The following is a 23,863-nucleotide window of genomic DNA, read 5'->3' as shown; positions in this document are numbered from 1 at the left end:
GGCCCCCATGTCGATCCACATCCTCCATCTACATTCCACCTTCGCGCTCGGCGGCAAAGAAGCGCGGGCGGTGCAGCTGATGAACGCGTTCGGCGACCGCGCCCGGCACACCATCGTCTCGGCGATGCCCGACCAGCTCGGCGCCCGCGAGGCGATCGACAGGCACATCAAATACGAGATTGCGCTCGATCCGCCGCCGCTCACCGGCAAGCCCTCGGTCAAGCGGTACGAGCAGATCGCCCGGTTTATGCGGCGCTTCGACCTGGTGCTCACCTATAACTGGGGCGCGATCGACGGGGTGATGGCGGCGCGCGTGTTCGGCAAGGGCCTGCCGCCGATCATCCATCATGAGGACGGGTTCAACGCCGACGAGGCGGAGAAGCTGAGCACCGTCCGCAACATGTATCGCCGCATGGCGCTGCCGGCTGCAAATGCGCTGGTGGTCCCCTCCGAGAAGCTCGAGCAGGTCGCGACCAAATTCTGGAAGCAGCCGGCCGAGCGGCTGGTGCGCATCGCCAACGGTGTGCCGACCGCCCGCTTTACCGGCCAGCTCGACCCCAAGCTTCTCCCGATGCTGGCGAAGCGCCGCAAGGGCGAGGTGTTCATCGGCTGCCTCGCCGGGCTGCGCCCGGTAAAGGACCTGCCGATGCTGGTCCGCGCCGTCGCCGGCATGAGCTCACGGTTCAAGCTGGTCATCCTGGGCGAGGGGCCCGAGCGGCAGGCGATCCTGGACCAGGCCGAGGCCATGGCGGTGGAAGACCAGGTGTATCTGCCTGGCTTCGTCGCCAATCCGTATCGCTATCTGGGCCTGTTCGACCTGTTCGCGCTTTCCTCGAAAAGCGAACAGGCGCCGATTTCGGTACTGGAGGCGATGGCGGCCGGCTTGCCGGTCGTGGCGCCGGAGGTAGGGGATATTGCGGCGATGGTCTCCGAATCCAATCGGCGGTATCTCTCGACGGACCGGACCGAAGTGTCGTTGCGGGACCGGCTCGACATCCTTGCCCAACACCCCGAAGAACGGGAACGCGTGGGCCAGGCGAACCGACTGCGCGCCGCGGCGTTGTATGACGAGGCGGAGATGGTTGCGGCCTATGCGCGGCTCTACGCCCAGGCGATGGGGCGGCCGGGCGTGCTGGGCTGAGACCGGTCCGGTCCTATTTGTTACTCGCTTGTTGCGGCCGTTCCGGCTAGCATCGCGCGGCAATTTTTGTGGAGGCAATGTGTTCAAGGGTCTTTCGCCCATCAACTACAACGGTCGTGAAGTATGGCCGCTGGTCGAGGGCGGGAAGGGCGTCGCAGCGACCAACCATGCCAGCGCGGGGGCCTGGGCGGCCGCCGGCGGCATCGGCACGGTGAGCGCGGTCAACGCCGACAGCTATGACGCGGATGGCAAGATCATCCCGCAGATCTACCGTGCCCTCACGCGCCGCGAACGCCATGAAGAGCTGATCCAGTACGCGATCGAAGGCGCCGTCCAGCAGGTGAAGCGCGCGTTCGACATCGCCGGCGGCAAGGGCGCGATCAACATCAACGTGCTCTGGGAAATGGGCGGCGCGCAGCGCGTCCTCCAGGGCGTGCTGGAGCGTACCAAGGGCATGGTGGCGGGCGTCACCTGCGGCGCGGGCATGCCGTACAAGCTCAGCGAGATCGCGGCGCACCACGAGGTGAGCTACCTGCCGATCGTCAGCTCCGGCCGCGCCTTCCGCGCGCTTTGGAAGCGGGCATACTCGAAGGCGCAGGAATGGCTGGCGGCGGTCGTCTATGAAGACCCCTGGCTCGCCGGCGGCCATAACGGCCTGTCCAACGCCGAGGACCCGCGCGCGCCGCAGGACCCTTATCCGCGCGTCAAGGCGCTGCGCGAGGTGATGCGCGAGGGCGGCCTGCCGGACAGCGTGCCGATCGTGATGGCCGGCGGCGTCTGGTACCTGCGCGACTGGAACGACTGGATCGACAACCCCGAGCTCGGCGCGATCGCCTTCCAGTTCGGCACGCGCCCGCTGCTGACGCAGGAAAGCCCGATCCCCGAAGGCTGGAAGGCCAAGCTGATGGAGATCGAGGAAGGCGACGTGCTGCTGCACCGCTTCTCGCCGACCGGCTTCTATTCCAGCGCGGTGCGCAACCCGTTCCTGCGCCATCTCGAAGCCCGCAGCGAGCGCCAGATTCCCTACTCGACCGAGGCGGCGGGGGATCACACCTTCCAGCTCGACGTGGGGGTGAAGGGCAAGAATTTCTGGGTGACGCGCAACGACCTGCTGCGCGCCCGCGAATGGTTCGGCCTGGGCTTCACCAGCGCGCTCAAGACGCCGGACAACACGCTGGTGTTCGTGACGAGCGAGGACCAGCAGATCATCCGCAAGGACCAGGCCGACTGCATGGGCTGCCTCAGCCAGTGCCAGTTCTCGTCCTGGGCGGATACCGAGACCAATTCGACCGGCCGCCTCGCCGATCCCCGCAGTTTCTGTATCCAGAAGACGCTGCAGGACATCGCCCATGGTGGCGATACCGACCAGAACCTGATGTTCGCCGGCCATGCCGCGTACAACTTCAAGCGCGATCCATTCTATTCGAACGGGTTCGTGCCGACGGTGAAGCAGCTGGTGGACCGGATCCTGACCGGGGATTGATGGTACGATGCTAAGCCCCTCCTCGCAGGAGGAGGGGCTTAAGCAGAGCGGCCTACAACCACCCCTCGAACACCTGGTCCGGCGGGCGGTGCCCATCCGCCCAGCTGCGGATATTGGCGATGACCTTCATTCCCATCGCCTCGCGCGCCTCGAACGTCGCCGAGCCAAGGTGCGGCAGCAGCACCACATTCTCCAGCGCGATCAGCCGCGGATCGACGTTCGGTTCGTCGACATAGACGTCGAGACCCGCGCCGGCGATGCGACGCGCTTGCAACGCCGCGACCAGCGCTTCCGGATCGACGATCTCGCCGCGCGCCGTGTTGATCAGCCAGCCCTCCGGCCCCAGCAGATCGAGCCGTCGGGCGTCGATCAGGCCGTTCGTCGTGGCGGTGTGCGGCGTGTGGATCGTCAGGATGTCGATTGCGTCGAGCATCGCATCGAGATCGTCATGATAGGTCGCGCCCAGCTGGTGCTCGAGCACCTCATGCACCCGGTGGCGGCCGTGATAATGGATCTGCAGCCCGAACGCGCGGGCGCGCTGCGCCACCGCCTGGCCGATCCGGCCCATGCCGAGGATGCCGAGCTTGCGCCCGCCGATGCGGTGGCCGCGCATGCTGGTGGGGCTCCACCCGCGCCATTCGCCCGAGCGGACCAGCTTGTCGCCCTCCACCAGCCGGCGCGGCACGGCGAGGATCAGCGCCATCGCCATGTCGGCGGTGTCGTCGGTCAGCACGCCCGGCGTGTTGGTGACGACGACGCCGCGCGCACGCGCCGCCTTGAGATCGATATGCCCGACGCCGGCGCCGTAATTGGCGATCAGCCGCAGCCGATCGGGGGCGGCGGCGATCAGCTCTGCCGTGATGCGATCGGTGACGGTGGGCACCAGCACGTCCGCCTCGGCCATGGCTGCGGTCAGCGCGGCAGCGTCCATCGGGGTATCGTCGGGGTTGGGAGCCGATTCGAACAGCTCCCCCATCCGCGCCTCGCTGGCTTGCGGCAGCGCGCGGGTGACGATCACCCGGGGGCGGGACGGTCGCGTGGGATCGGCCATGGCAAGGGATTGGCCGGTGCCGCGGATACAGTCAACGGTTGAAGCACGCGGCGCGCTGGTCGATAGACGGAGCATGCAGCATCGGCGTCTTTCGATCGGTATCACCGCCCTGGCGCTCGTCGCCCTGGCCACCCCTGCGCAGGCGGAGCGCAAGCCACCTTATTATGCCTCTTTGAAGGCGAGCAAGGCGCGGATGCGGACCGGGCCGGGGCGTAACTATCCGACCAACTGGTTCTACCAGCGGCGCGGGCTGCCGGTGAAAGTGCTCGCCAGCTACGGCGCGTGGGTGAAGGTTCGCGATCCGGACGGGGCGGAGGGCTGGATGCAGGCCAATCTGCTCGACGACAAGCGCACCGCGATCGTCGCCGGCGGTGTGGCGGAGCTGCACAGCAGCCCGTCGGGCGATTCGCACATCAGCTGGCGGGCGGCGCCGGGCGTGGTGGGCAAGATCAGCGCATGCAGCAGCGGCTGGTGCTGGTTCGATGCCGGCGGGCGCGCCGGCTATGTCGAGCAGGCGCGGATCTGGGGAACGGAGCCGGGCGAGACGGTCCGCTAGCGCGCGCCCTACGGCGCGCTGATCATATTTGCCGCTTCTTGCTGCCTGGCTTTACCCAGAGAACTGCAATTGCAGCGCCGAGCATGGCGATCGCCATGTCCTTCTGCGGATCCCAGACGTCACCCTGCTGGCCGTTATATTCGTCGGCCAGTCCGGGCGCGACCAGCATGGTCAGCAGCCATTCGAAGATTTCGTAAAAGGCACTGACTGCGCCGACGAACAGGAATGCGGTCCAGACGCTTGCCTGTGATCCCATGCCGGCATGACGGCGCATGGCCTCGGCGAAGGGGGCGACCCACAACAGCCCGAATGCCAGATGCACCAGGCGATCATAGCCGTTGCGGGTGAGGCCAAGCGCATCGCTGATGCCATGCCCGGTAACTGCCACCGCCCATTGGTCATATGGAACGTTCGAGTAGGTATAGCGGCCGCCTAGCGTGTGCAGCAGCCAGAACAGGAGCAGCCCGAGGACCGCCGAATCGGAAATCGGCCAGCGCCGCAACAGCAAAGGGGCCGCTGCGATCAGCAGCACGGTCGGCACATGCTGTAGCGGCGCGATCGTCGGATAGGGTTGCCGAATGTTCGCCAGGACAACGGCAAGGGCAAGGACGAGGAGGGATGCGAGCTGTCGGCGCGACAGCGCACGCCAAGCGTCGAAATAGGGGAGCATCGGAAAGGGATGGCAACAACCCTTTCCGATGTCGAGCGGAGACCCCGGCGTGCGCGTCAGTCCATCAGTTCCACCGCGACCGCGGTCGCTTCGCCCCCGCCGATGCACAGCGAGGCGAGGCCGCGCTTCTGTCCCTTGGTCTCCAGCGCCGACAGCAGCGTCGCCAGCACCCGCGCGCCGCTTGCGCCGATCGGATGGCCGAGCGCACAGGCGCCGCCGTGGATGTTCACCGCATCATGGCTGAGCCCGAGTTCCTGCATCGCGATCATCGTCACGCAGGCGAACGCTTCGTTGACCTCGAACAGATCGACGTCGCCGGCCTGCCATCCGGCTTTCTCCAGCGCCTTGCGCATCGCGAACACCGGTGCGGTGGTGAAGCGCGCCGGTGCATGGGCGTGGGCCGCGTGGGAGACAATCCGGGCGATCGGCGTGAGGCCCAACTTCTCCGCCACCGAGGCGCGCGCTAGCACCAGCGCCGCGGCGCCGTCCGAGATCGACGAGGCGTTGGCGGCGGTGATCGTGCCGTCCTTGGCGAAGGCGGGCTTGAGCGTCGGGATCTTCGCCGGATCGGCCTTGGTCGGCTGCTCGTCGAGCGCCACCGTCGTCACCCCCTTACGAGTTTGCAGCTCGACGGGGACGATCTCGCGATCGAAAGCGCCGCTGGTCTGCGCCGCCCGGGCGCGTTCCAGGCTGGCGATGGCGAAGGCGTCCTGCGCCTCGCGGGTGAACTGATATTCCTTCGCCGTCTCTTCCGCGAAACTGCCCATCAGCCGGCCGGGCTCATAGGCGTCTTCCAGCCCGTCGAGGAACATATGGTCCTTGAGCACGTCATGGCCGATCCGCGCGCCGCTGCGGTGGCGCATCGACAGATAGGGCGCGTTGGTCATGCTCTCCATGCCGCCGGCGATCAGCAGGTCGACGGATCCGGCGGCGAGCGCTTCGGCCGCCATGATCGTTGCCTGCATGCCCGATCCGCACATCTTGTTGATCGTCGTCGCCTCGATGTGCTGGGGCAGCCCGGCCTTGAGCGCGGCCTGGCGGGCAGGCGCCTGGCCGAGCCCGGCGGGGAGCACGCAGCCCATATAGATGCGCTCGATCGCCTCGCCCTTCAGCCCCGCCCGCTCGACTGCCGCGCCCACTGCGGTAGCGCCAAGATCGGTGGCGGAGGCTTCGGCAAGGCTTCCCTGGAAGCTTCCCATCGGCGTGCGGGCATAGGACAGGATGACGATGGGGTCGGCGGACATACAGGCTCCTCTCGGGTATTTGCCGACGATCTAGGAGGTCGGCCGCAGGTTTGCAAAAGGCTGCGGGCTCCCGCACTAGGGGGCCGTGCGTGAACCTTGCCGACATCCTGAAATGGAGCGCCTCGATCAGCAGCATGGTCGCTGTCTTTCCCGTCACGCTCGATCTCGGCCGACACGTGAAGGGATGGAGGTTCCTGCCGTTCATCGGATCGAGCATCTGCTGCATCGGCGGCGCGCCGATGACTGGCGACGCGCCGCCCTGGGCCGGGAGGCTCGTGCCGTTCCGCATCGACCCGTTCGGCGGGGACCGCCATCTGACCCGCAAGCGCAAGCCGCGTGACAGCGATTGACCCTTGGGGCTGGGCGGTCCTGCTCGGGGTGCTGGGCGCCGTGTTCGGCAGCTTCATTGCCACCATCGCAATTCGCTGGCCCGAAGGGCGGAGCGTCGCTCGCGGCCGATCGGCGTGCGATGCATGCGGCGAAACGCTGGCAGCGCCGGAACTGATGCCGGTGCTGAGCTTCCTTATACAGCGCGGTCGCTGCCGCCATTGCAGCGCGCCGATCGCGCCCAGCCATTGGGTGACGGAGGTCGCCGGGCTGGCGATCGGTATCGTCGCCGGCATCGTCGCGCCCGGATGGGGCGGCGTCGCAGGCGCGGCGTTCGGCTGGCTGCTGCTGGCGCTGGCGGCGCTGGACCTCGCGGCCTTCTGGCTGCCGAATGCGCTCAATGCGGCACTGGCGGCCGGGGGGCTGGTCGTCGGAGCCTTGGGGCTGGCCCCGCCGCTGTTCGATCGGATGATCGGCGGCGCGGGCGGCTTTGCCGTCCTTTGGCTGGTCGCACGGGGATACAAGGCAGTGCGGGGGCGGCAGGGGCTCGGGGGCGGGGACCCCAAGCTGTTCGGCGCGATCGGGTGCTGGCTGGGGTGGCAGGATCTGCCGATGGTGCTGCTCGCGGCCAGCCTGATCGGCCTTGCCGCCGTTCTGGGGATGATGAGCGCGGGGCGCCGCGTTCGCGGAACCGACCGGCTGCCCTTCGGCGTGATGCTGGCCGCCGGCTCCTGGGCCGTCTGGATCGGGGCACAGCTGTTTCCACCACAGCCGCCGATGCCTCCCGGGCAGCCCTTCGAATTGCAAATCACGTACGGCGAGCATTGAGCCGCCGCTGAAAACGCGCAAAAAAAAGGCCGCCCCGGAGGACGGCCTTTGAAAGTCTTAGGAGAGGATGCCTGAAAGGCCCGATCTTTCTGCACCGCACGAGGATCTGCTGCAAGTGCGAACTGTTACCGGTATCATTGCAAAAAATGCAACCTGCCAGCGTTGTCACATGCGTCAAGGTTAATCGCATCTAAGGGGGACAGATGACCGCATTGAAATTGAACGATTTTTTGCCTTATCGGATGTCGATTGCGTCCAATGTGGTGTCGGACGCGGTTGCCAGTGCGTACCGAACCTTGTTCGGCTTGCGCATCCCCGAATGGCGCTTGGTGGCAGTGCTGGCGGAGGGCGGGGCGATGAGCCAGCAGGCGCTGTGCGGACGGACGCGGATGGACAAGGTGACGGTGAGTCGCGCCGCCATCGGCCTGGTGGAGCGCGGGCTCATCGCGCGTGCGGCCAATCCGATCGACCAGCGTTCGCATCTGGTCGCACTGACGCCGGAGGGCTGGCAATTGTACGAGCAGGTGGCCCCCAAGGCGCTGGAACTGGAACGGCGGCTGTTCGCGAGCTTCTCCGATGCGGAGAAGGAACAGCTTGCGGCGATGCTGGAGCGGATCGAAGCGGCGGCTACGGCTTTGGACGGGGGTTGATCGCAGCGGGCGCCCTCGAGTAAGCAAGGCGTGCCCTCCCCAGGCGTGTAGCGAAGAACCGCAAGGAGGACTCCGTGACTGACTATGCCGATCGCGCCGGGTTGAAAATTGCCACGACGCTGGTGCGCTTCGTCGAAGAGGCGGTGCTGCCGCCGCTGGGCCTGGACGCCGAGACCTTCTGGTCCGGCGCCGCTGCGATCTTCACGGAATGTGCGCCCGTTAACCGCGCGCTGCTGGCGAAGCGGGACGCGCTGCAGGCTGCCATCGACGCCCGGCTCGAGAACGGAGGCGCGGCGGACGAGATATTTCTGCGCGAGATCGGGTATCTGGTTCCCGAGCCCGCGCCCTTTGCCATCAGCACCGAGAATGTCGATGCGGAGATTGCGGCTCTGGCCGGGCCGCAGCTGGTGGTGCCCGCCCTCAACGCACGCTTCGTGCTCAATGCCGCCAATGCGCGCTGGGGCAGCCTTTACGATGCGCTGTACGGCACCGACGCCATTCCGGGCCCGACCAGCAAGGAAGGCTATGACGCCGCGCGCGGCGCGCAGGTGATCGCCTGGGCACGCGACTTCCTCGCGCACGTGCTGCCTGCCGCCACGGAAATCGGGAGCACGGCCGAGGGCACCCGCCAGACGATCTACTACCGTGGTGCGAACGGGCTGCACTTCGCCGTGGTGCGCGATCCCGCCCATCCGATCGGGAAGGACGATCCCGACCATGTCGCCGATGTGCTGCTCGAATCGGCGCTGACGGCGATCGTGGATCTGGAGGACTCGGTCGCGGCCGTGGATGCGGAGGACAAGTTGCTTGGCTACGCCAACTGGCTCGGCCTGATGCGCGGCGATCTGGCGGAAAGCTTCGAAAAGAACGGGCGCGTCCTCGAGCGAACGCTGGCGCCGGACAGGATGCTGGCGAACGGGACGACCCTGCCCGGGAGGGCGCTGCTGCTCGTCCGCAATGTCGGGCACCTGATGACCACCCCCGCGGTGCTGCTGCCGGACGGCAGCGAAGCACCCGAGGGCATCCTTGACGCCATCGTCACCGGGACGATCGGGCTTCACGACCTGAAAGGGCTCGGCCGCTTCCGCAACAGCCGGGCGGGGGCGATCTATGTCGTCAAGCCGAAGATGCACGGGCCTGAGGAATGCGCCTTCGCCGACCGGCTTTACGGCGCGGTGGAGTCGCTGCTCGGTCTCGCGCCGAACACGATCAAGATCGGCCTGATGGACGAGGAGCGGCGGACCTCCGCCAATCTCGCCGCGTGCATCCATGCGCTGAAGGACAGGCTGTTCTTCATCAACACCGGCTTCCTCGATCGCACGGGCGACGAGATCCATACCAGCATGCGCGCCGGCGCGATGGTGCCCAAGGGCGAGATGAAAGCGGCGCGCTGGATCGCCGCCTATGAGGCGCGGAACGTTCGCATCGGGCTCGATTGCGGCCTCGCCGGACGGGCGCAGATCGGCAAGGGGATGTGGGCCGCGCCCGATCGGATGGCGGACATGCTCGCGCAGAAGATCGCGCATCCGAAGAGCGGCGCCACCACCGCCTGGGTGCCGAGCCCCACCGCGGCGACATTGCACGCGGCGCATTACCATGAGGTGGATGTCGCCGCTTGCCAGCGCGCGCTGCCGGCCGAGGTGCCGCCGCTCGCCGAGCTGTTGACCGTGCCGCTCGCCGGCGGGCGCAACTGGAGCGCGGAGGAGGTCGAGCGCGAGCTGGACAATAATGCCCAGGGGATACTCGGCTATGTCGTGCGCTGGATCGACCAGGGCATCGGCTGTTCGAAGGTGCCCGACTTCCATGACATCGGCCTGATGGAAGACCGCGCCACGCTGCGCATCTCGTCGCAGCATATCGCCAACTGGCTGCTGCACGGTGTCGCCACGCCGGAGCAGGTGGATGCGGCGCTTCGGCGCATGGCGGCGAAGGTGGACGCGCAGAACGGGCAGGACCCGCTGTATCAGCCGATGGCCGGCCGAGAGGCGCAGAGCCTTGCCTTCCAGGCGGCGCGTGCCCTGATCTTCGAGGGCATCGACCAGCCGAACGGCTATACCGAACCGTTGCTTCACCGCTTTCGAGCGCGCGCAAAAGCGCTCGAGCCTTGCGTTTGATCGCACGCATTGCTTGGAGCGACGCATCGGGGGAGCAAAATCCGTAACGGACCGTTACGGAAGCGGGCGGGCCGGAAGACATCGCGGCTCCCGAAGGAGGCGCGTGGGTAAAGGGGTTCGGGTGGTTTGGGTCGCCGCGCTGGCAGGGGCGGGCTTCGTGCCCGCGCTTGCACATGCCCAGTTGAACGATCCGAAGCCGGGGCAGGGCGCCCCCCAGTCTGCCTCTCCGTCGCCTGACCGGCCCGCTGGAACGGCTGAGCAGCAGGATGCGCCGATCGTCCCCGACAAGACGTTCGAGGACGCGCTGCCCAAGCTGAGCGACGACATCAACGCGCCGCTCGAGCCACTCGGCGGCTTCCAGAAACCGGCGCAGGCGCCGAATGCCCCGGCCGCACCCACGGCCCCGGCCACCTCCGCGCCGGTAGGGACACAGCCGGAAGTGCCGCCGATCGCGGACGAGCAGGGCTTCGCCCCGGCCGGGCCGGAAACGCCCGAGATGCTGGCGCCGCTGCCGCCGCTTGCCGCGTTCAAGGTGGAGCCGGTCGCCGACACGGCGGAGGAGGACGACAAGTCTCCTTCCATCCGCTACACGACCGAACTGGTCGGCCTTGACGCGCTGCGGCTCGCCGACGAATTCCGCGGCCTCTCGGCGCTCCAGCACGGCAAGGGCAAGGCAGCCAACGCGGCGATGGTTTCCGCCCGCGCCCGCGAGGACGAGAAGCTGGCGCTGCGGCTGATGAAGTCGCTCGGCTATTATGACGCGACCGCGTCGTCCTCGATCGCGCAGAACCCGCCCAATTCCGGGAGCCTCCGCGCGACGATCACCGCATCGCCGGGCAAGCTCTACCGGCTCGGCAGCGTGCGGATCGAGAGCGATCCCACCGTGCCGCCGGGCTTGCTCGACCGCGAGTTGAACCTGAACCCTGGAGACCCGATCCAGGCCGATCGCGTGCTCGGCGCCGAGGCCAATGTGTCGCTCCGCATGCCGCAGCAGGGCTACCCCTTCATCGAGCTCGGCCAGCGCGATGTCGTGCTGGACGATGCGACCCACACCGGGGACTATACGCTGCCCGTCACGCTCGGGCCGCGTGCGAGCTTCGGCCAGATCCAGACGGCGGGCCGGCGCCAGGTCTTCACGCCGGAACACATCAACATCTTCCGCCGCTACCGTGAGGGGCAGGTCTATGACAGCCGCAAGGTGGACGACCTCCGCCAGGCGCTGATCGCCACCGGCCTCTTCTCTACCGTCTCGGTCGAGCCGCAGCGGACCGGCAGGGCGGGGCCGGACGGGACCGAGCAGGTCGATCTGCTGGTGCGGCAGGTTGCGGGCAAGGCGCGCACGCTTGCCGGGGAGCTGGGGTACAGCACCGGCCAGGGCATCAAGGCACAGGCGAGCTGGGCGCATCGCAATCTCTTCCCGCCCGAGGGTGCGCTGACCGTCAGCAGCATCATCGGCACCCAGGAACAGGCGCTGACCACGACCTTCCGGCGCTCCAACGCTGGCAAGCGGGACCGCACCTTCCTGGTCACCGCATCGCTCAACCACCAGGATTATGACGCGTTCGAGGCGTTCACCAGCACGCTGTCCGCACGCATCTCGCGCGATTCGACGCCGATCTGGCAGAAGCGCTGGACCTATTACTACGGCGCCGAGCTCGTCGGTTCGAACGAGGACCGCTATAATTTCGATCTCGGCAGGCGCGATCGCGGTACCTGGCTGATCGCGGCGGTCCCGACTTTCCTCGGCTATGACACTTCCGACGACCTGCTGAACCCGACGCGCGGCTATCGCATCAAGGGCAACCTCAGCGCTGAGACATCCGTACGCGGATCGGTGCGGCCCTATGCGCGGATGATGCTGGAAGTGGATGGCTATTACCCCATCACCAGCAGCATCGTGCTCGCCGGTCGGGCGCGGGTCGGCTCGATCAGTGGCGTGTCGCGCGACAACCTGCCGCCCTCGCGGCGCTATTATGGCGGCGGCGGCGGATCGGTCCGCGGCTTCGGCTATCAGGAGCTGGGTCCGCGCTCGCCCGACGACAAGCCGGTGGGTGGTCGCGCGTTCAACGAGTTCGGGATCGAGGCGCGCTACCGCTTCGGCAACTATGGCATCGTGCCGTTCCTCGACGCCGGCCAGGTCTATGAGGGCACCACGCCCACGGGTCGCAACCTGCGCTTCGGCGCCGGCATCGGCGGTCGCCTCTACACCAATTTCGGGCCGCTGCGCATCGACGTGGCGACACCGATCGCGCGCAAGAAGAACGAGTCGAAAATCGCACTCTATATTTCGATCGGACAGGCATTCTGATGGCGGACGACGTGCCTGAAACCGAGACCGTTACCGTGGTACGTGCCGGCAGGCCGCTGTGGGTGAAGATCGTCGGATGGATTGCGGTCGGTCTGGTATCGATCGCGGCGCTGGCCGGCCTTGCCGTGCTGGGGCTCGACACCCAGCCGGGACGGCGGCTGATCGTCGACCAGCTGGCGCGGCTCAAGCTGGCATCCGGCCTGGGCTTCCGCATCGGTCGCATCGACGGCTCCATCTATGGCGGCATGATCCTGCGCGACGTGCGGGTGAGCGACACCAAGGGCGTGTTCGCCACCGCACAGGAGATCCGGCTCGACTGGCGTCCGCTCTCCTATCTCAAGAACCGGATCGATATCCGCAACCTAGAGAGTCCCGAGATCCGCCTCGCGCGCCTGCCCGAGCTGAAGCCCTCCGGCGATCCCGATGCGCCGCTGCTGCCGGACCTGAACATCGACGTCGCCCGGCTGAACGTCGCCCGGATCGACATCGCGCCCGCCGTGGACGGCCAGCGCCACATCGCGCGGCTGAGCGGCTCGGCGCATCTTTCGGACGGACGCGCGCAGCTCGTCGCCGACGCAGGCACCATCGCGGCACGGGGCGTCGCCGGCGGCGACCGCGTATTCCTCAAGCTCGACGCGGTGCCGCAGGCCAACCGGCTCGACCTCGACCTGCGTCTCAACGCGCCCAAGGGCGGCCTTGTTGCCGGTCTCGCCAAGCTGCAGGCGCCGCTGATCGCGACGGTGCAGGGCGCGGGCGATTGGAAGCACTGGGCCGGCAAGGGCATCGCGACGCTGGGCGGCGGGAGCCTCGCCGATCTCGATGTGACGGCGGACAATGGCCGTTTCCAGATCCGCGGGATGACGCATCCGGGCCTCTACCTGGACGGGCCGGTCGAGCGGCTCACCGCGCCCGGCCTCCGCCTCGATACCGATTTCCGCTGGGCGGACCGCAAGGCGGACGGCGTGATAAAGCTCAAGTCCGACGCCCTGTCCGCGCAGGCGCAGGGGCTGGTCGATCTCGGCAACAACCAGTTCCACGGCGTGCATGTCGACGCGCTGCTGCTCAAGCCGGGCACGATCGCGCCGCAGCTGGTCGGGCGCTCGGTGCGCGCCTCGCTCGCGCTGGAAGGCGCCTTCGCGACGCCGATGGTCGATTACAAGCTGTCGGCCGGGGCGATCGGCTTCGGCGAGACGGTGGTCGAGCAGCTCTATGCCGAGGGCCGCGCGCGCGTGGACTCGGACCGCATCCTGGTGCCCGTGCGCGCCAGGGCCGTGCGGGTTTCCGGTCTGAATGCGGCGGCGGGCGGTCTCGTCACCAACGTCACGGTGAACGGCGATCTTGCCATTTCGGGCAGCCGCATTCTCTCGGACAATCTCCGGCTGAAGTCGGACAAGATCGATGCGACCGCAATCATCGCCGCGGACATGGCCAAGGGCCGCTACACCGGTGCGCTGAAGGGCCGGATCAACGACTATACTATCGCCGGCGTCGGCGTTGTCGACCTGAACACCGATGCGGAGCTCTATACCGCCCCCGGCGGCGGCTGGGGCATTCGCGGCAAGGTCGCCGGGCGCAGCCGCAAGCTGTTCAACGAAGGCGTTCGCAATTTCCTGGGCGGCAATACGGTCGCGTCGGCACGGCTGAACCTCGATCCGCGCGGGGTGATCGGCATCGCCGATGTGCGCCTGCGCGCGCCGCAGTTTCGCGTGCTGCGGGGGCAAGGTACCTATGATCCCGCCGGGCCGATCCGGATCACCGCCGATGCGGTTTCCGATCAATATGGCCCGCTCAGCGCCCGCGTGACCGGCACGCTCAACGCGCCGCAGCTGCTGCTGCGCGCCGAGAAGCCGGGGCTGGGCGTCGGCCTCGCCAAGGTGGAGGCCAAGGTGGTCGGGCGCGGTGATGCCTATGCCGTGACCGCCACCGGCGAGAGCAATTACGGGCCGTTCAACGCAGACGTGCTCGTCCGCACTGGACGTGCGCTGGCGATCCAGGTCAACGCCGCGCGATTCGCCGGCATGGACATCGCCGGCCAGCTCCAGGCGACGCCCGCCGGGCCGTTCGCCGGCCAGCTGAGCTTCCGTGGTTCCGGCATTGACGGCCTCGCCACGCTCGGTGCCGAAGGCAAGTTCCAGCGCGCCGATATCCGGGCCACCGCCGACAATGCAGCCATTCCCGGCGTTGCCGAGCTCACCATCGGTCGCGCCATCGCCAACGCCAGCATCGTGCTCGCGGAGCAGCCGCAGATCGTCGCCGACGTCCAGATCGCCAACCTGAAGCGCGGCGAGTTCCTGCTGCGCACGGCCCGCGCCAAGCTCGACTATCAGGGCGGCAACGGCACCGTGCAGGCGGTGGCGAGTGGCTCCTCGGGTGTGGCATTCGACATCGCGCTCAACGGCCGGATGACGTCGGCGCTGTGGACGGCGGCCCTGCAGGGCCAGGCGAGCGGCGTGAAGTTCCGTACGCCGCAGGCCGCGCGGATCGCGATCGACAAGGGCGTCTATCGCCTGTTGCCGACGCAGATCGACTTCGACCAGGGCAGCGTGCGGCTGGCCGGGCGTTATGGCGACGGTACCGTCCTGCAGGCGCGTCTGGACAAGCTCGACCTCGCCATCATCAACGCCTTCGTGACCGATCTCGGCATCGGCGGGACTGCCACCGGCAGCCTGGACTTCGCCCAGACCGCACCCGACGCGTTCCCGAGCGCCGATCTGCGGCTTGAGGTCGACGATCTCACCCGCTCGAGCCTCGTCCGCGTGTCGACGCCCGTGCACATCGGCATGGTCGGCAAGCTGCTCCCCGATGGCGGCGACCTGCGCGCGCTGATCCGCCGCGGCGATGCCACGATCGGGCGGGTGGTCACCACGCTGCGCCCGCTGGGGCCGGGTGCCGGCAGCTGGACAGAGCGGCTGATGGCGGCGCCGCTTTCGGGCGGCATCCGCTACAACGGACCCGCCGCACTGCCCTTCGCCTTTGCGGGCTTGCCCAACCAGCAGCTCACCGGCGCGATCGGGATGGCGGCGGACTTCACCGGCCGGGTCGATCGCCCGTCTCTGAACGGCGTCGTCCGTGCCGACAACCTGACCTATGACAATGAAGGCACCGGCACACGGCTGACCAACCTGAAGATCGACGGCCAGTTCTCCAACGACGCCTTCGTGCTCAACCAGGCGAGCGCCCGTGCCGGCGAGGGCAGCGTCAGCGCCAGCGGCAGGGTAGGCCTGTCCTCGGCGGACGGCTTTCCGATGGCGATCAACGTGAAGCTGGACAATGCCCGGCTCGCGCGGAGCGAAGCGCTGGGAGCGACGGCGAGCGGCACGCTCGCGATCACCAAGAGCGCCGACGTCCAGAAGATCGAGGGACAGATCAACATCCCGGAGGCGAATTACCAGATCATCCGCCAGGGTGCGGCCGAGATCGCGGAGCTGACCGGCGTGCGGCGCAAGGGCGATGTCGATCCGAACCAGCAGGCGCAGGCGAAGAAGCCGGCGCGCGCCTTCGGCAATTTCGATCTCGCCATTCGCGTTCGGGCGGATAACCGCCTGATGGTGAGCGGCATGGGCCTGGAATCCGAATGGCAGGCGAACATCACCATCGGCGGCACCACGCTCAATCCGCAGGTCCGCGGTACGATGGAGGTGGTGCGCGGCACCTACAGCTTCGCCAGCCGCCGCTTCGACCTGACCAAGGGCATCATCAGCTTCCAGGGAGCGGAGCTGACCAACCCGACGATCGACATCTCGGCGAACACCACGGCGGAGGGCGTGACGGCGATCCTCAACATCAGCGGGACCGCGCAGAAGCCGCAGATCGCCTTCACCTCCAACCCGGCGCTGCCGCAGGACGAAGTGCTGTCGCGGCTGTTCTTCGGCACCAACGTGACCAATCTTTCGGCAACCGAGGCGATCCAGCTGGCGGCGGCGCTCAACTCGCTCCGCGCAACCGGCGGCGGACTCAATCCGCTCGGCCAGCTGAAGTCGGCGACGGGCATCGATCGTCTCCGCGTACTGGGCGCCGACGACACGACCGGGCGCGGCACCTCGCTGGCGGCGGGCAAGTACATCACCAACAATATCTATATCGAGATCATCACCGATGCCCGCGGCTTCACCGCGACCCAGCTGGAAGTCTCGCTGTCGCGGGCGCTGAGCGTGCTTTCGCAGACGAGTTCGTTCGGCGGATCGGGCGCGACGCTGCGCTACTCGCGGGATTATTGAGGTGGCGCGAGCCCCATAGTCGTGCAACCATGCCTCCCGGAGAGGCAAAAAAGATGCGCGAACATTTCGACGTTCTCGTCGTGGGCGCAGGGCTGTCGGGGATCGGTGCGGGTTATCACCTGCAGACGCACTGCCCCGGGCGCACCTATGCGATCCTCGAAGGCCGCGAGCGGATGGGGGGAACCTGGGACCTGTTCCGCTACCCCGGCATCCGATCCGATTCCGACATGTACACGCTGGGGTTCTCCTTCCGCCCCTGGACCGACGCGAAGGCGATCGCCGACGGCGATGCCATCCTGCGCTACCTGGAAGATACCGCGCGGGAATTCGGGATCGACCGCCACATCCGCTATCGCCACAAGGTCGTCCGTGCCGCCTGGTCGAGCAGCGAGGCGCTGTGGACGGTGACGGTGGAAGCGGCCGGACGTGTGCGGCATTTCAGCTGCAGCTTCCTGTTTCTGTGCGCGGGCTATTACAATTACGAGCGCGGCCATCTGCCGGACTTTCCCGGCCGCGCCGATTTCCACGGTCGCATCGTCCATCCCCAATTCTGGACGCCGGACATCGACTATGCCGGGAAGCGGGTGGTCGTGATCGGGAGCGGCGCCACCGCAGTAACGCTGGTGCCCGAACTCGCCCGGCAGGCGGCGCACGTCACCATGCTGCAGCGCTCGCCGACCTATATCGTGGCGCGCCCCTCGCAGGACGGCATCGCCAACTGGCTTCGGCGGTATCTGCCGGCCAAGGCAGCCTATGCGCTCACACGGTGGAAGAACGTGCTGATCGGCCAGTATTTCTATGCGCTCGCCCGCAAGCATCCGGCCAAGGCCAAGGCACGGCTGGTCGAGATGGTTCGCTGCGAGCTGGGCCACGACTATGACGTCGAGACGCACTTCACACCGCGCTACGACCCGTGGGACCAGCGGCTCTGCCTGGTGCCGGATGCCGACCTGTTCGCTGCGGTCCGGGAGGGCCGGGCAGAGGTGGTGACCGATCGGATCGAGCGGTTCACCTCCACTGGCCTCAAGCTCGAATCCGGCCGCGAGCTGGATGCCGATCTGGTTGTCACCGCGACGGGCCTGGAGGTGCAATTGATGGGCGGCGTGCCGGTGACGGTGGACGGCGAGCGCGTCGATTGGTCACAGCGGTTCACCTACAAGGGCATGATGTTCTCCGGCGTGCCGAACTTCGCGATCGCCTTCGGCTACACCAATGCCAGCTGGACGCTGAAAGCCGACCTTACCGCGGCCTATGTCACCCGGCTGCTGGGTGCGATGGCGAAACGGGGCATGCGGCAGGTGACGCCGCAACCGGCCGCGCCGGTGGAGCCGGAGCCTTTTCTCGACTTCACTTCGGGCTATGTGCAGCGCGCCCTCGGCCTGCTGCCGCGACAGGGGCACCGCAAGCCGTGGAAGGTGCACCAGAGCTATACGCGCGACCTGCTCGCGCTGAAGTTCGGCGGCGTCGATGACGAGATGGTCTTTTCCAATCCCGAGCCCGCCGTGCGGCAGGCCGCCTAGCGGAGCAAGGCGCGGGCCGCGGCGACGCCGGCCTTGTAGGCGCCGTGAACGGTCGAGAATTCATTTGCCGAGCAGGCCTCGCCGGCGAAGCGGATGCGGGCGTCCACCGGCGTCGCCAGTACCTGCCGCGCGCCTGCGCGCCCGGGCAGCGCGTGGCTGTAGCCGCCGCGAATGTGCGTCTCCCGGCTCCAGGCGGAGCCGGCGAGTAACCGCAACCGCCGGCGCCATTTGCCGCCGAGAAGTCCGCAAAGCTCCTCGATCGCGAAATCCGCCGCGCCGTGCAGGCCGCGCGCCGCCATCTCCCGTGCACCTTCGCCACCGAACATCGCCTCGATGACCGGACTGCCAAAAGGACGCAGCGTGTAGCTTGCGGTGATCGCGCTGCGCGGGTCGCCGAGCAGGTGGGCGTTGGCCTCGAGCTCGTCGGCACCCTGGTCGACCGCGAGGAACAGCTTGTCCGCAAGCCCCAGCGGCAGGGCGGCGGCAGCGTGAAGCACCTCGTCATGGCCGCTCAGCGCGATGTCGCCGCGGGCGAGGACGTCGGTGGAGACGGTCACGATCGCCTGTTCCGCCTCCAGCGTGCCGCGGGGGGTCTGCAGCATCAGCCGCGCGCCGGAACGGTCGATCGCGGTCACCGGCGTCGCAAGGGCGGTGCGCAGCCCGCTCGCCTGTGCAGCGACCAGCGCCCCATAGCCGGCGGGCACGCGCCAGTCGGTCTCGGTCGCGGCATCCTCATAGGCGAGATAATCGGCGATCGAGAGCTTGGCGGTGTCGACTCCGTTCACGAAGCCGCTGATCGTGTCGATCCACACGCTCCACGCGCTGTTCGGTACCAGGGCTGCGCCTGCACGGTCCCCAGGGGGCGGGTCGTTGCGCAACCGGCTTTCGAATGCATCATAGGCTTTGCCGGCATCTCGCTGTTCCAGCTGGGAAAAGCCTGCTTCTCGCCACTGTTCGCGCCAGCGTGGCAGGGTGCGATCGAGCGCAAAGCCATGCAGCGCGGCGATTTCCACCCATGGGTTATGCTCGGCCGAATGCAGCCAGCCTGCGCCGAGGTCCAGCGCCATGCCCTCGACATGCTCGGTGCGCGCGCGACCGCCAAGGCGCGTGTCGGCCTCGACCAGCAGCACGTCCTTGCCTGCGTCCGAAAGGCTGCGGGCAGCGCCGATACCGGCGGCACCACCGCCGACGACGATCACGTCAAATTGTTGCATCGATGGTGAAACGCGCGTCAGGCCGAACGGCTGCGCAGCAATGCCGATCGCAGGCATTCACACACCAGTTCGTCGCGCTGGTTGTGCATCTGGTGGCGCCAAGTGACGATGCCCTGGCCGGGGCGCGACTTGCTGGGGCGCAGCTCCACCACTTCCGAGCTCGCGCGCAGCGTATCGCCGAGGAATACCGGCTTGGGCATGGTCAGCTTGTCATAGCCGAGATTGGCGACCAGCGATCCGGCGGTGGTGTCCGCCACGGTGATGCCGATCATCAGGCTGAACGTGTAGGTGCCGTTGACGAGGATCTGGCCGAATTCGGACGCGCGCGCCGCCTCCGCATCGAGGTGCAGCGGCTGTGTATTGTGGGTCAGCGTGGTGAACAGCAGATTGTCGGTCTCCGTCACCGTGCGGCGCAGCGCATGCTCGATGCGGTCGCCGATCTGCCATTCGTCGAAAAAACGTGCCATTCAGCCCTGATCCTGTTCCAATTTCAGCTTGAAGCCGAAATGGCTCTTGGTCCAGCCGAGCGTTTCGTAGAAGCGGTGGGCATCCAGCCGGTCGCGCATCGAGGTGAGCTGCACCATCCGGCAGCCTCGCGCGCGGCACTCTGCTACCGCCCAGTCTATCATTTGCCTGCCAAGCCCTTGTCCACGAACGGAAGAGGCGATGCGTACCGCCTCGATCTGTCCGCGCCACGCGCCACGAAAGGCGATGCCGGGCAGGAAGCTGAGCTGCATCGTGCCGATCACGTCGCCGTCCCGTTCTGCGACAATCAGCCGCTGGTTCGGATCGGAATCGATATCGGCAAACGCCATTTCGTAGCGCGGATCGAGCGGCAGCGAGGCATCCTCGCGGCCCCGGCTGAGATCGTCGTCGTCGAGCATGGCGACGATGGCGGGGAGGTCGGCGAGGGCGGCATCGCGAAAGATCACGCCGCCTTCTCCACGCGGACGAGCAGCGTGCCTTCGGTGACCTGCCCGCCGGCGGTGACCGGCAGCTCTGCGACCGTGCCGTCGAACGGCGCGGTGAGGGCGTGCTCCATCTTCATCGCCTCCAGCGTGACGAGCCGCTGGCCCTTGGTGACCTGCGCGCCGGGGGCGACGTCCACTGCGGTGATGCGGCCGGGCATGGGGGCGAGCAGGGCGCCGTCGGCGGGGGTGCCGGTCGCGTTCGGATTGAACCTCGCCTCATGGAGAACGAAACTGGTGCCGTCCTCTGAAACCAGATAACCATCATCCTCGAGGGAAACATACAGGCTGTCGTTCGGCATGATCTCGTCGAACAGGACATCGTATTCGTGCTTACTGTCAGTCAATCGCACGTTGGTTTGCTTAGGATCGCTGCAGGCGCGAAAGCCACGTAGCCAGCTCCAGGGCGAGGCTGGTCGCTGAATATATGTATCCCGCGTCGTAGTAGCAGTTCCACCCATTGCCCTGTCCACAACAACCGACGCAACCGACTGAAGTGCCAACTCGCTCGGTTGGGTGCTGGGAACTAGGCGAGTTAGTTCGCGTGCGATCAATCCGGTATCGACCATTCCGTACTGGAACTGTTCCTCACCAAGAAGCTTGGCCAGGAAACCGGCATTGCAGCGAACAGGCCAGCACACAACCTTTTCGCAAATCCGCGTCAGCGCAGCGATAGTAGTCGGCCGATCCTCAGCACCTACCACAAGCTTTGCGATCATCGGATCGTAGAAAGGCGAAATGGTATCGCCCTTCTCCACACCCGTTTCAATCCGAATGCGCGTTCCGCCTCTGGAATGATGGTGGATGGCAAAATGCTTCAACGGTCCAGTCGACGGTAAGAAACCAGCGGCGACATCCTCCGCGTAGAGCCGCGCTTCCATCGCCCAGCCATTGATCGACAGCTCGTCCTGCCGTTTGGGCAGAGGCTCGCCGCTCGCCACGCGGAGCTGCCATTCGACCAGATCGACGCCCGTGATTTCCTCGGTCACCGGGTGCTCGACCTGGAGCCGGGTGTTCATTTCCATGAACCAGATCCGATCGGCGCGGAGGCCCTCGCTGGCATCGGCGATGAACTCGATCGTGCCTGCGCCGACATAGTCGACCGCCTGGGCCGCGCGCACGGCTGCGCCGCAGATCGCTTCGCGCGTCCCGGCATCCATGCCGGGGGCGGGGGCTTCCTCGATCACCTTCTGGTGGCGGCGCTGGAGCGAGCAGTCGCGCTCGAACAGGTGGACGACCTGACCATGCGTGTCGCCGAACACCTGCACTTCGATGTGCCGGGGCGAGAGGATGTATTTCTCCAGCAGCACCCGGTCGTCGCCGAAGGACGAGGCCGCCTCGCGCTTGCAGCTGGCGAGCGCGTCGGCGAAGTCGGCGGCGCTTTCCACCCGCCGCATGCCCTTGCCGCCGCCGCCGGCGACCGCCTTGATCAGCACCGGATAGCCGATCGCATCGGCTTCGGCCTGGAGCCGCTCGGGGCGCTGGTCCTCGCCGAGATAGCCGGGGGTGACCGGTACGCCGGCCGCGATCATCCGCGCCTTGGCGGCGTCCTTCAGGCCCATCGCGCGGATGCTGTCCGGCTTGGGGCCGACCCAGACCAGCCCGGCGGCGATCACCGCCTCGGCGAACTCGGCATTCTCGGAGAGGAAGCCATAGCCCGGGTGGATCGCTTCGGCGCCGGTGGCCCTGGCCGCTGCGAGGATCTTTTCGCCGACCAGATAGCTCTCGCGTGCCGGCGAGGGTCCGATATGCACGGCTTCGTCGGCCTGACGGACGTGCAGCGCATTCGCGTCGGCATCCGAATAGACCGCGACGGTGCGGATGCCCATCGCGCGGGCGGTGCGAAGGATGCGGCAGGCGATCTCGCCGCGATTGGCGATGAGCAGGGACTGGATCACGGGTGGCGCTCCGGAAAGCCGTGGCGGGTGTGGAGCGCGGCGAGCACGCCCTCGATGTCGTTCGCAAACCCACCCTCGGCAAAGGCGAGCGCGGGTAGGTTCTGGTTCGCTTCGCCGAGCCGGTCGACCACTGGGCCACGGGGGCGCGGCCATGGGACGCGGACCACCTCGATGGCGCCGGCGCGCTCCGGGAAGGCGGCGAGCAGCCCCTCCACGGTGATGCAGTCCTTGCAGTAGAAGCGGCGCGCGCCGCCATAAGCCGGGTCGGCCCAGTCGGTGTCGAGGACGAACAGCGTGTCGCGGCTCATGCCGGGCATCCGGTGGTGCGCTGGTTCCAGGCGAGGCTCGCGATCTTCCAGGCGCCGGCCTCGCGGACGAGGCTGATATGGTTGGTGCCGCAGTGGTGGACGGCGCCGTTCAGCCGGAAGACATAGGGTGCCCACACCATCGCGATGTCGCCGTCGATCTCCACCGCCGGGCTGGAGATGCGCTCGTCGAAGCGCTCGGCACCCGGCTGGAAACGGGCGAGCAGTTCGGGCCAAGCCATATAACGGACAGTGGCAGCACCGCTCGCAGCCTCGGTCACCACCGTAGCGCCGCCCTCCGCCCGCAGCGTCGCGGCGATCGCAGCGGCATCGCGGGTGTTGATCCCGCCCAGCATCCGGTCGACCGTCGCGAGCACGGCGCGCTCGTCGCTGCCGTCGGGCGGGGCGAGCGGGTTGGCTGGCGGCAGCTTGGTCGGCGCCGGCACGCTGCGCGGCGGGTTGGCCGCGGGCGGGGGGAGGCCGGCGGTCTGGGCACTCAGGGCGAGGGTGAAGAGTGACAGGAGCATGGGTCAGCCCGAATTGGAGGCATGGGGTTGGCGGCGAGGCGTCGCGTGCGCAACCGCTCGGCGATAGGGTGTCAGCATGGATAACTCGTGCGGATGGCGTTGAATACGGTCGCCGCCGGCGGATTGCCCCATGTCGTGGTCTTGTTCCGGAGGCGGGCGACGATCTTGGCGAGGAATGCGATCTGCTCGTCGGTCACCGGAGCGCCGAAGGCGGGCAGCTTGCAGGCCTGGCCTGCATCGCGCAGTTGCTCTGCCGAATTGGCGATCGCGCCCGCGAGTTCGCGTGCGCCCTGAATTTCAGCCTCGGACGGCTCGAACGGCCATAGGGCGAACTGTCCGAGCAGTCTGCGGAGGCCGCCGCTGCCGGGGTTCCAATCGTCGTAGCGCATGACCTTGGCCAGCGCCGCAGCGCGCTGTTCGATGCCCGGCCGCGTATCGAGCGCCGCGGAAATGGGGATGGCATTATACTGGCGCAGGGCAACGGCACCTGCCAGGACGAGCACTATCCCTGCGACTGCGCTAAGGCCGAGAAGGCGTGTCCGCATCGCAGTCTGCGCGCGGCTGGGCCCGAGTTCCTCCTCGATCCGGCCGATCAGGTCATAGCGGACCTTGTCCAGCACGGGCCGCATATCGGCTTCGGAAAGGCGGGCGATGTCCTCGATTTCGCTGGTGACGGCGGCGCTGGCCTTCGGTAGCGCGTGGTACTCCGCGACGAACGACATCGCCAAGACGTCGATGGCGTCGTCATATCGCTGCTTGCCGTCAACCCTTGTCGATGCGTCTGCAGCCTCGAGTTCCAATGCGCGATTGACGACGTCCCCGTAGTTCCGATCCATAGTTCC

The 23,863-nt window shown here is 67.5% G+C and carries 20 protein-coding genes; 10 read left to right on the top strand and 10 right to left on the bottom strand.

The window, feature by feature from the left end:
- The first annotated feature begins 7 nt into the window (after positions 1-7).
- On the top strand, positions 8-1,141 hold the full coding sequence (locus tag SPI01S_RS03765; RefSeq protein WP_066718349.1) for a glycosyltransferase: 1,134 nt from the start codon (positions 8-10) through the stop codon (positions 1,139-1,141).
- A 79-nt stretch (positions 1,142-1,220) separates the two neighbouring features.
- On the top strand, positions 1,221-2,624 hold the full coding sequence (locus tag SPI01S_RS03760; protein WP_066718347.1) for an NAD(P)H-dependent flavin oxidoreductase: 1,404 nt from the start codon (positions 1,221-1,223) through the stop codon (positions 2,622-2,624).
- A gap of 52 nt (positions 2,625-2,676) precedes the next feature.
- Here the strand turns inward: SPI01S_RS03760 and SPI01S_RS03755 are convergent, their stop codons facing one another.
- A complete protein-coding gene (locus SPI01S_RS03755) occupies positions 2,677-3,675 on the bottom strand; it encodes a 2-hydroxyacid dehydrogenase (RefSeq protein WP_066718345.1) in 999 nt (332 codons plus the stop codon).
- 73 nt (positions 3,676-3,748) lie between these two features.
- Between SPI01S_RS03755 and SPI01S_RS03750 the strand changes: the two genes are divergently transcribed.
- Positions 3,749-4,231 (top strand): SH3 domain-containing protein, encoded by a 483-nt coding sequence (locus SPI01S_RS03750; protein ID WP_066718343.1) that lies wholly within the window; start codon positions 3,749-3,751, stop codon positions 4,229-4,231.
- A gap of 22 nt (positions 4,232-4,253) precedes the next feature.
- Here SPI01S_RS03750 and SPI01S_RS03745 read toward each other — a convergent pair whose 3' ends face one another.
- Together SPI01S_RS03745 and SPI01S_RS03740 are read right to left on the bottom strand one after the other, a co-directional pair.
- On the bottom strand, positions 4,254-4,901 hold the full coding sequence (locus SPI01S_RS03745) for a DUF2238 domain-containing protein (RefSeq protein ID WP_066718334.1): 648 nt from the start codon (positions 4,899-4,901) through the stop codon (positions 4,254-4,256).
- 56 nt (positions 4,902-4,957) lie between these two features.
- Entirely contained in the window at positions 4,958-6,145 is a 1,188-nt protein-coding gene (locus tag SPI01S_RS03740) for an acetyl-CoA C-acyltransferase (RefSeq protein ID WP_066718331.1), read from the bottom strand.
- Between the two features lie 89 nt (positions 6,146-6,234).
- Between SPI01S_RS03740 and SPI01S_RS03735 the strand changes: the two genes are divergently transcribed.
- The 7 genes from SPI01S_RS03735 (at position 6,235) to SPI01S_RS03705 (ending at position 18,109) form a co-directional block, all read left to right on the top strand.
- On the top strand, positions 6,235-6,495 hold the full coding sequence (locus SPI01S_RS03735) for a hypothetical protein (RefSeq protein ID WP_066718328.1): 261 nt from the start codon (positions 6,235-6,237) through the stop codon (positions 6,493-6,495).
- Positions 6,482-7,300 (top strand): prepilin peptidase, encoded by an 819-nt coding sequence (locus tag SPI01S_RS03730; protein ID WP_245653455.1) that lies wholly within the window; start codon positions 6,482-6,484, stop codon positions 7,298-7,300. Before SPI01S_RS03735 ends, SPI01S_RS03730 begins: the two co-directional genes overlap by 14 nt.
- A 203-nt stretch (positions 7,301-7,503) precedes the next feature.
- Complete coding sequence (locus SPI01S_RS03725; RefSeq protein WP_084253239.1) at positions 7,504-7,950, top strand: MarR family winged helix-turn-helix transcriptional regulator; 447 nt, start codon at positions 7,504-7,506, stop codon at positions 7,948-7,950.
- Positions 7,951-8,024: 74 nt separating this feature from the next.
- Positions 8,025-10,064 carry a malate synthase G gene (locus SPI01S_RS03720; RefSeq protein WP_066718323.1) on the top strand — a complete coding sequence of 680 codons (2,040 nt, stop codon included), beginning with the start codon at positions 8,025-8,027 and terminating at the stop codon, positions 10,062-10,064.
- Positions 10,065-10,167: 103 nt separating this feature from the next.
- Positions 10,168-12,372, top strand: a complete 2,205-nt coding sequence (locus SPI01S_RS03715; RefSeq protein WP_245653454.1) for an autotransporter assembly complex protein TamA — start codon at positions 10,168-10,170, stop codon at positions 12,370-12,372.
- Positions 12,372-16,589 (top strand): translocation/assembly module TamB domain-containing protein, encoded by a 4,218-nt coding sequence (locus tag SPI01S_RS03710; RefSeq protein WP_066718320.1) that lies wholly within the window; start codon positions 12,372-12,374, stop codon positions 16,587-16,589. The genes SPI01S_RS03715 and SPI01S_RS03710 overlap by 1 nt, the downstream gene beginning before the upstream one ends.
- Before the next feature lie 53 nt (positions 16,590-16,642).
- Positions 16,643-18,109, top strand: coding sequence for a flavin-containing monooxygenase (locus tag SPI01S_RS03705; RefSeq protein WP_066718317.1), 1,467 nt, complete (start codon positions 16,643-16,645; stop codon positions 18,107-18,109).
- On the opposite strand, the gene SPI01S_RS03700 is transcribed toward SPI01S_RS03705, so the two are convergent.
- The 7 genes from SPI01S_RS03700 to SPI01S_RS03670 form a co-directional block, all read right to left on the bottom strand.
- Positions 18,106-19,380, bottom strand: coding sequence for a flavin monoamine oxidase family protein (locus tag SPI01S_RS03700; protein WP_084253238.1), 1,275 nt, complete (start codon positions 19,378-19,380; stop codon positions 18,106-18,108). The two genes, SPI01S_RS03705 and SPI01S_RS03700, sit on opposite strands and share 4 nt — an antisense overlap.
- Positions 19,341-19,790, bottom strand: a complete 450-nt coding sequence (locus tag SPI01S_RS03695; protein ID WP_066718314.1) for a MaoC family dehydratase — start codon at positions 19,788-19,790, stop codon at positions 19,341-19,343. The genes SPI01S_RS03700 and SPI01S_RS03695 overlap by 40 nt, the downstream gene beginning before the upstream one ends.
- Positions 19,791-20,255: a GNAT family N-acetyltransferase gene (locus SPI01S_RS03690; protein WP_066718311.1), complete on the bottom strand. Its 465-nt coding sequence runs from the start codon at positions 20,253-20,255 to the stop codon at positions 19,791-19,793.
- Positions 20,252-22,189 (bottom strand): acetyl/propionyl/methylcrotonyl-CoA carboxylase subunit alpha, encoded by a 1,938-nt coding sequence (locus SPI01S_RS03685; RefSeq protein WP_066718308.1) that lies wholly within the window; start codon positions 22,187-22,189, stop codon positions 20,252-20,254. The genes SPI01S_RS03690 and SPI01S_RS03685 overlap by 4 nt, the downstream gene beginning before the upstream one ends.
- The gene (locus tag SPI01S_RS03680) at positions 22,186-22,497 is read right to left on the bottom strand and encodes a DUF3088 family protein (RefSeq protein ID WP_169804448.1); all 312 of its coding nucleotides are present in this window, start codon (positions 22,495-22,497) and stop codon (positions 22,186-22,188) included. The genes SPI01S_RS03685 and SPI01S_RS03680 overlap by 4 nt, the downstream gene beginning before the upstream one ends.
- Positions 22,494-23,021 (bottom strand): nuclear transport factor 2 family protein, encoded by a 528-nt coding sequence (locus SPI01S_RS03675; protein ID WP_066718302.1) that lies wholly within the window; start codon positions 23,019-23,021, stop codon positions 22,494-22,496. The genes SPI01S_RS03680 and SPI01S_RS03675 overlap by 4 nt, the downstream gene beginning before the upstream one ends.
- Positions 23,022-23,092: 71 nt before the next feature.
- On the bottom strand, positions 23,093-23,857 hold the full coding sequence (locus tag SPI01S_RS03670) for a hypothetical protein (protein ID WP_066718299.1): 765 nt from the start codon (positions 23,855-23,857) through the stop codon (positions 23,093-23,095).
- Positions 23,858-23,863: the final 6 nt, after the last annotated feature.

Source organism: Sphingomonas pituitosa NBRC 102491 (assembly GCF_001598435.1).
Classification (GTDB): domain Bacteria; phylum Pseudomonadota; class Alphaproteobacteria; order Sphingomonadales; family Sphingomonadaceae; genus Sphingomonas; species Sphingomonas pituitosa.
This window is presented reverse-complemented; position numbering and strand designations above follow the sequence as displayed.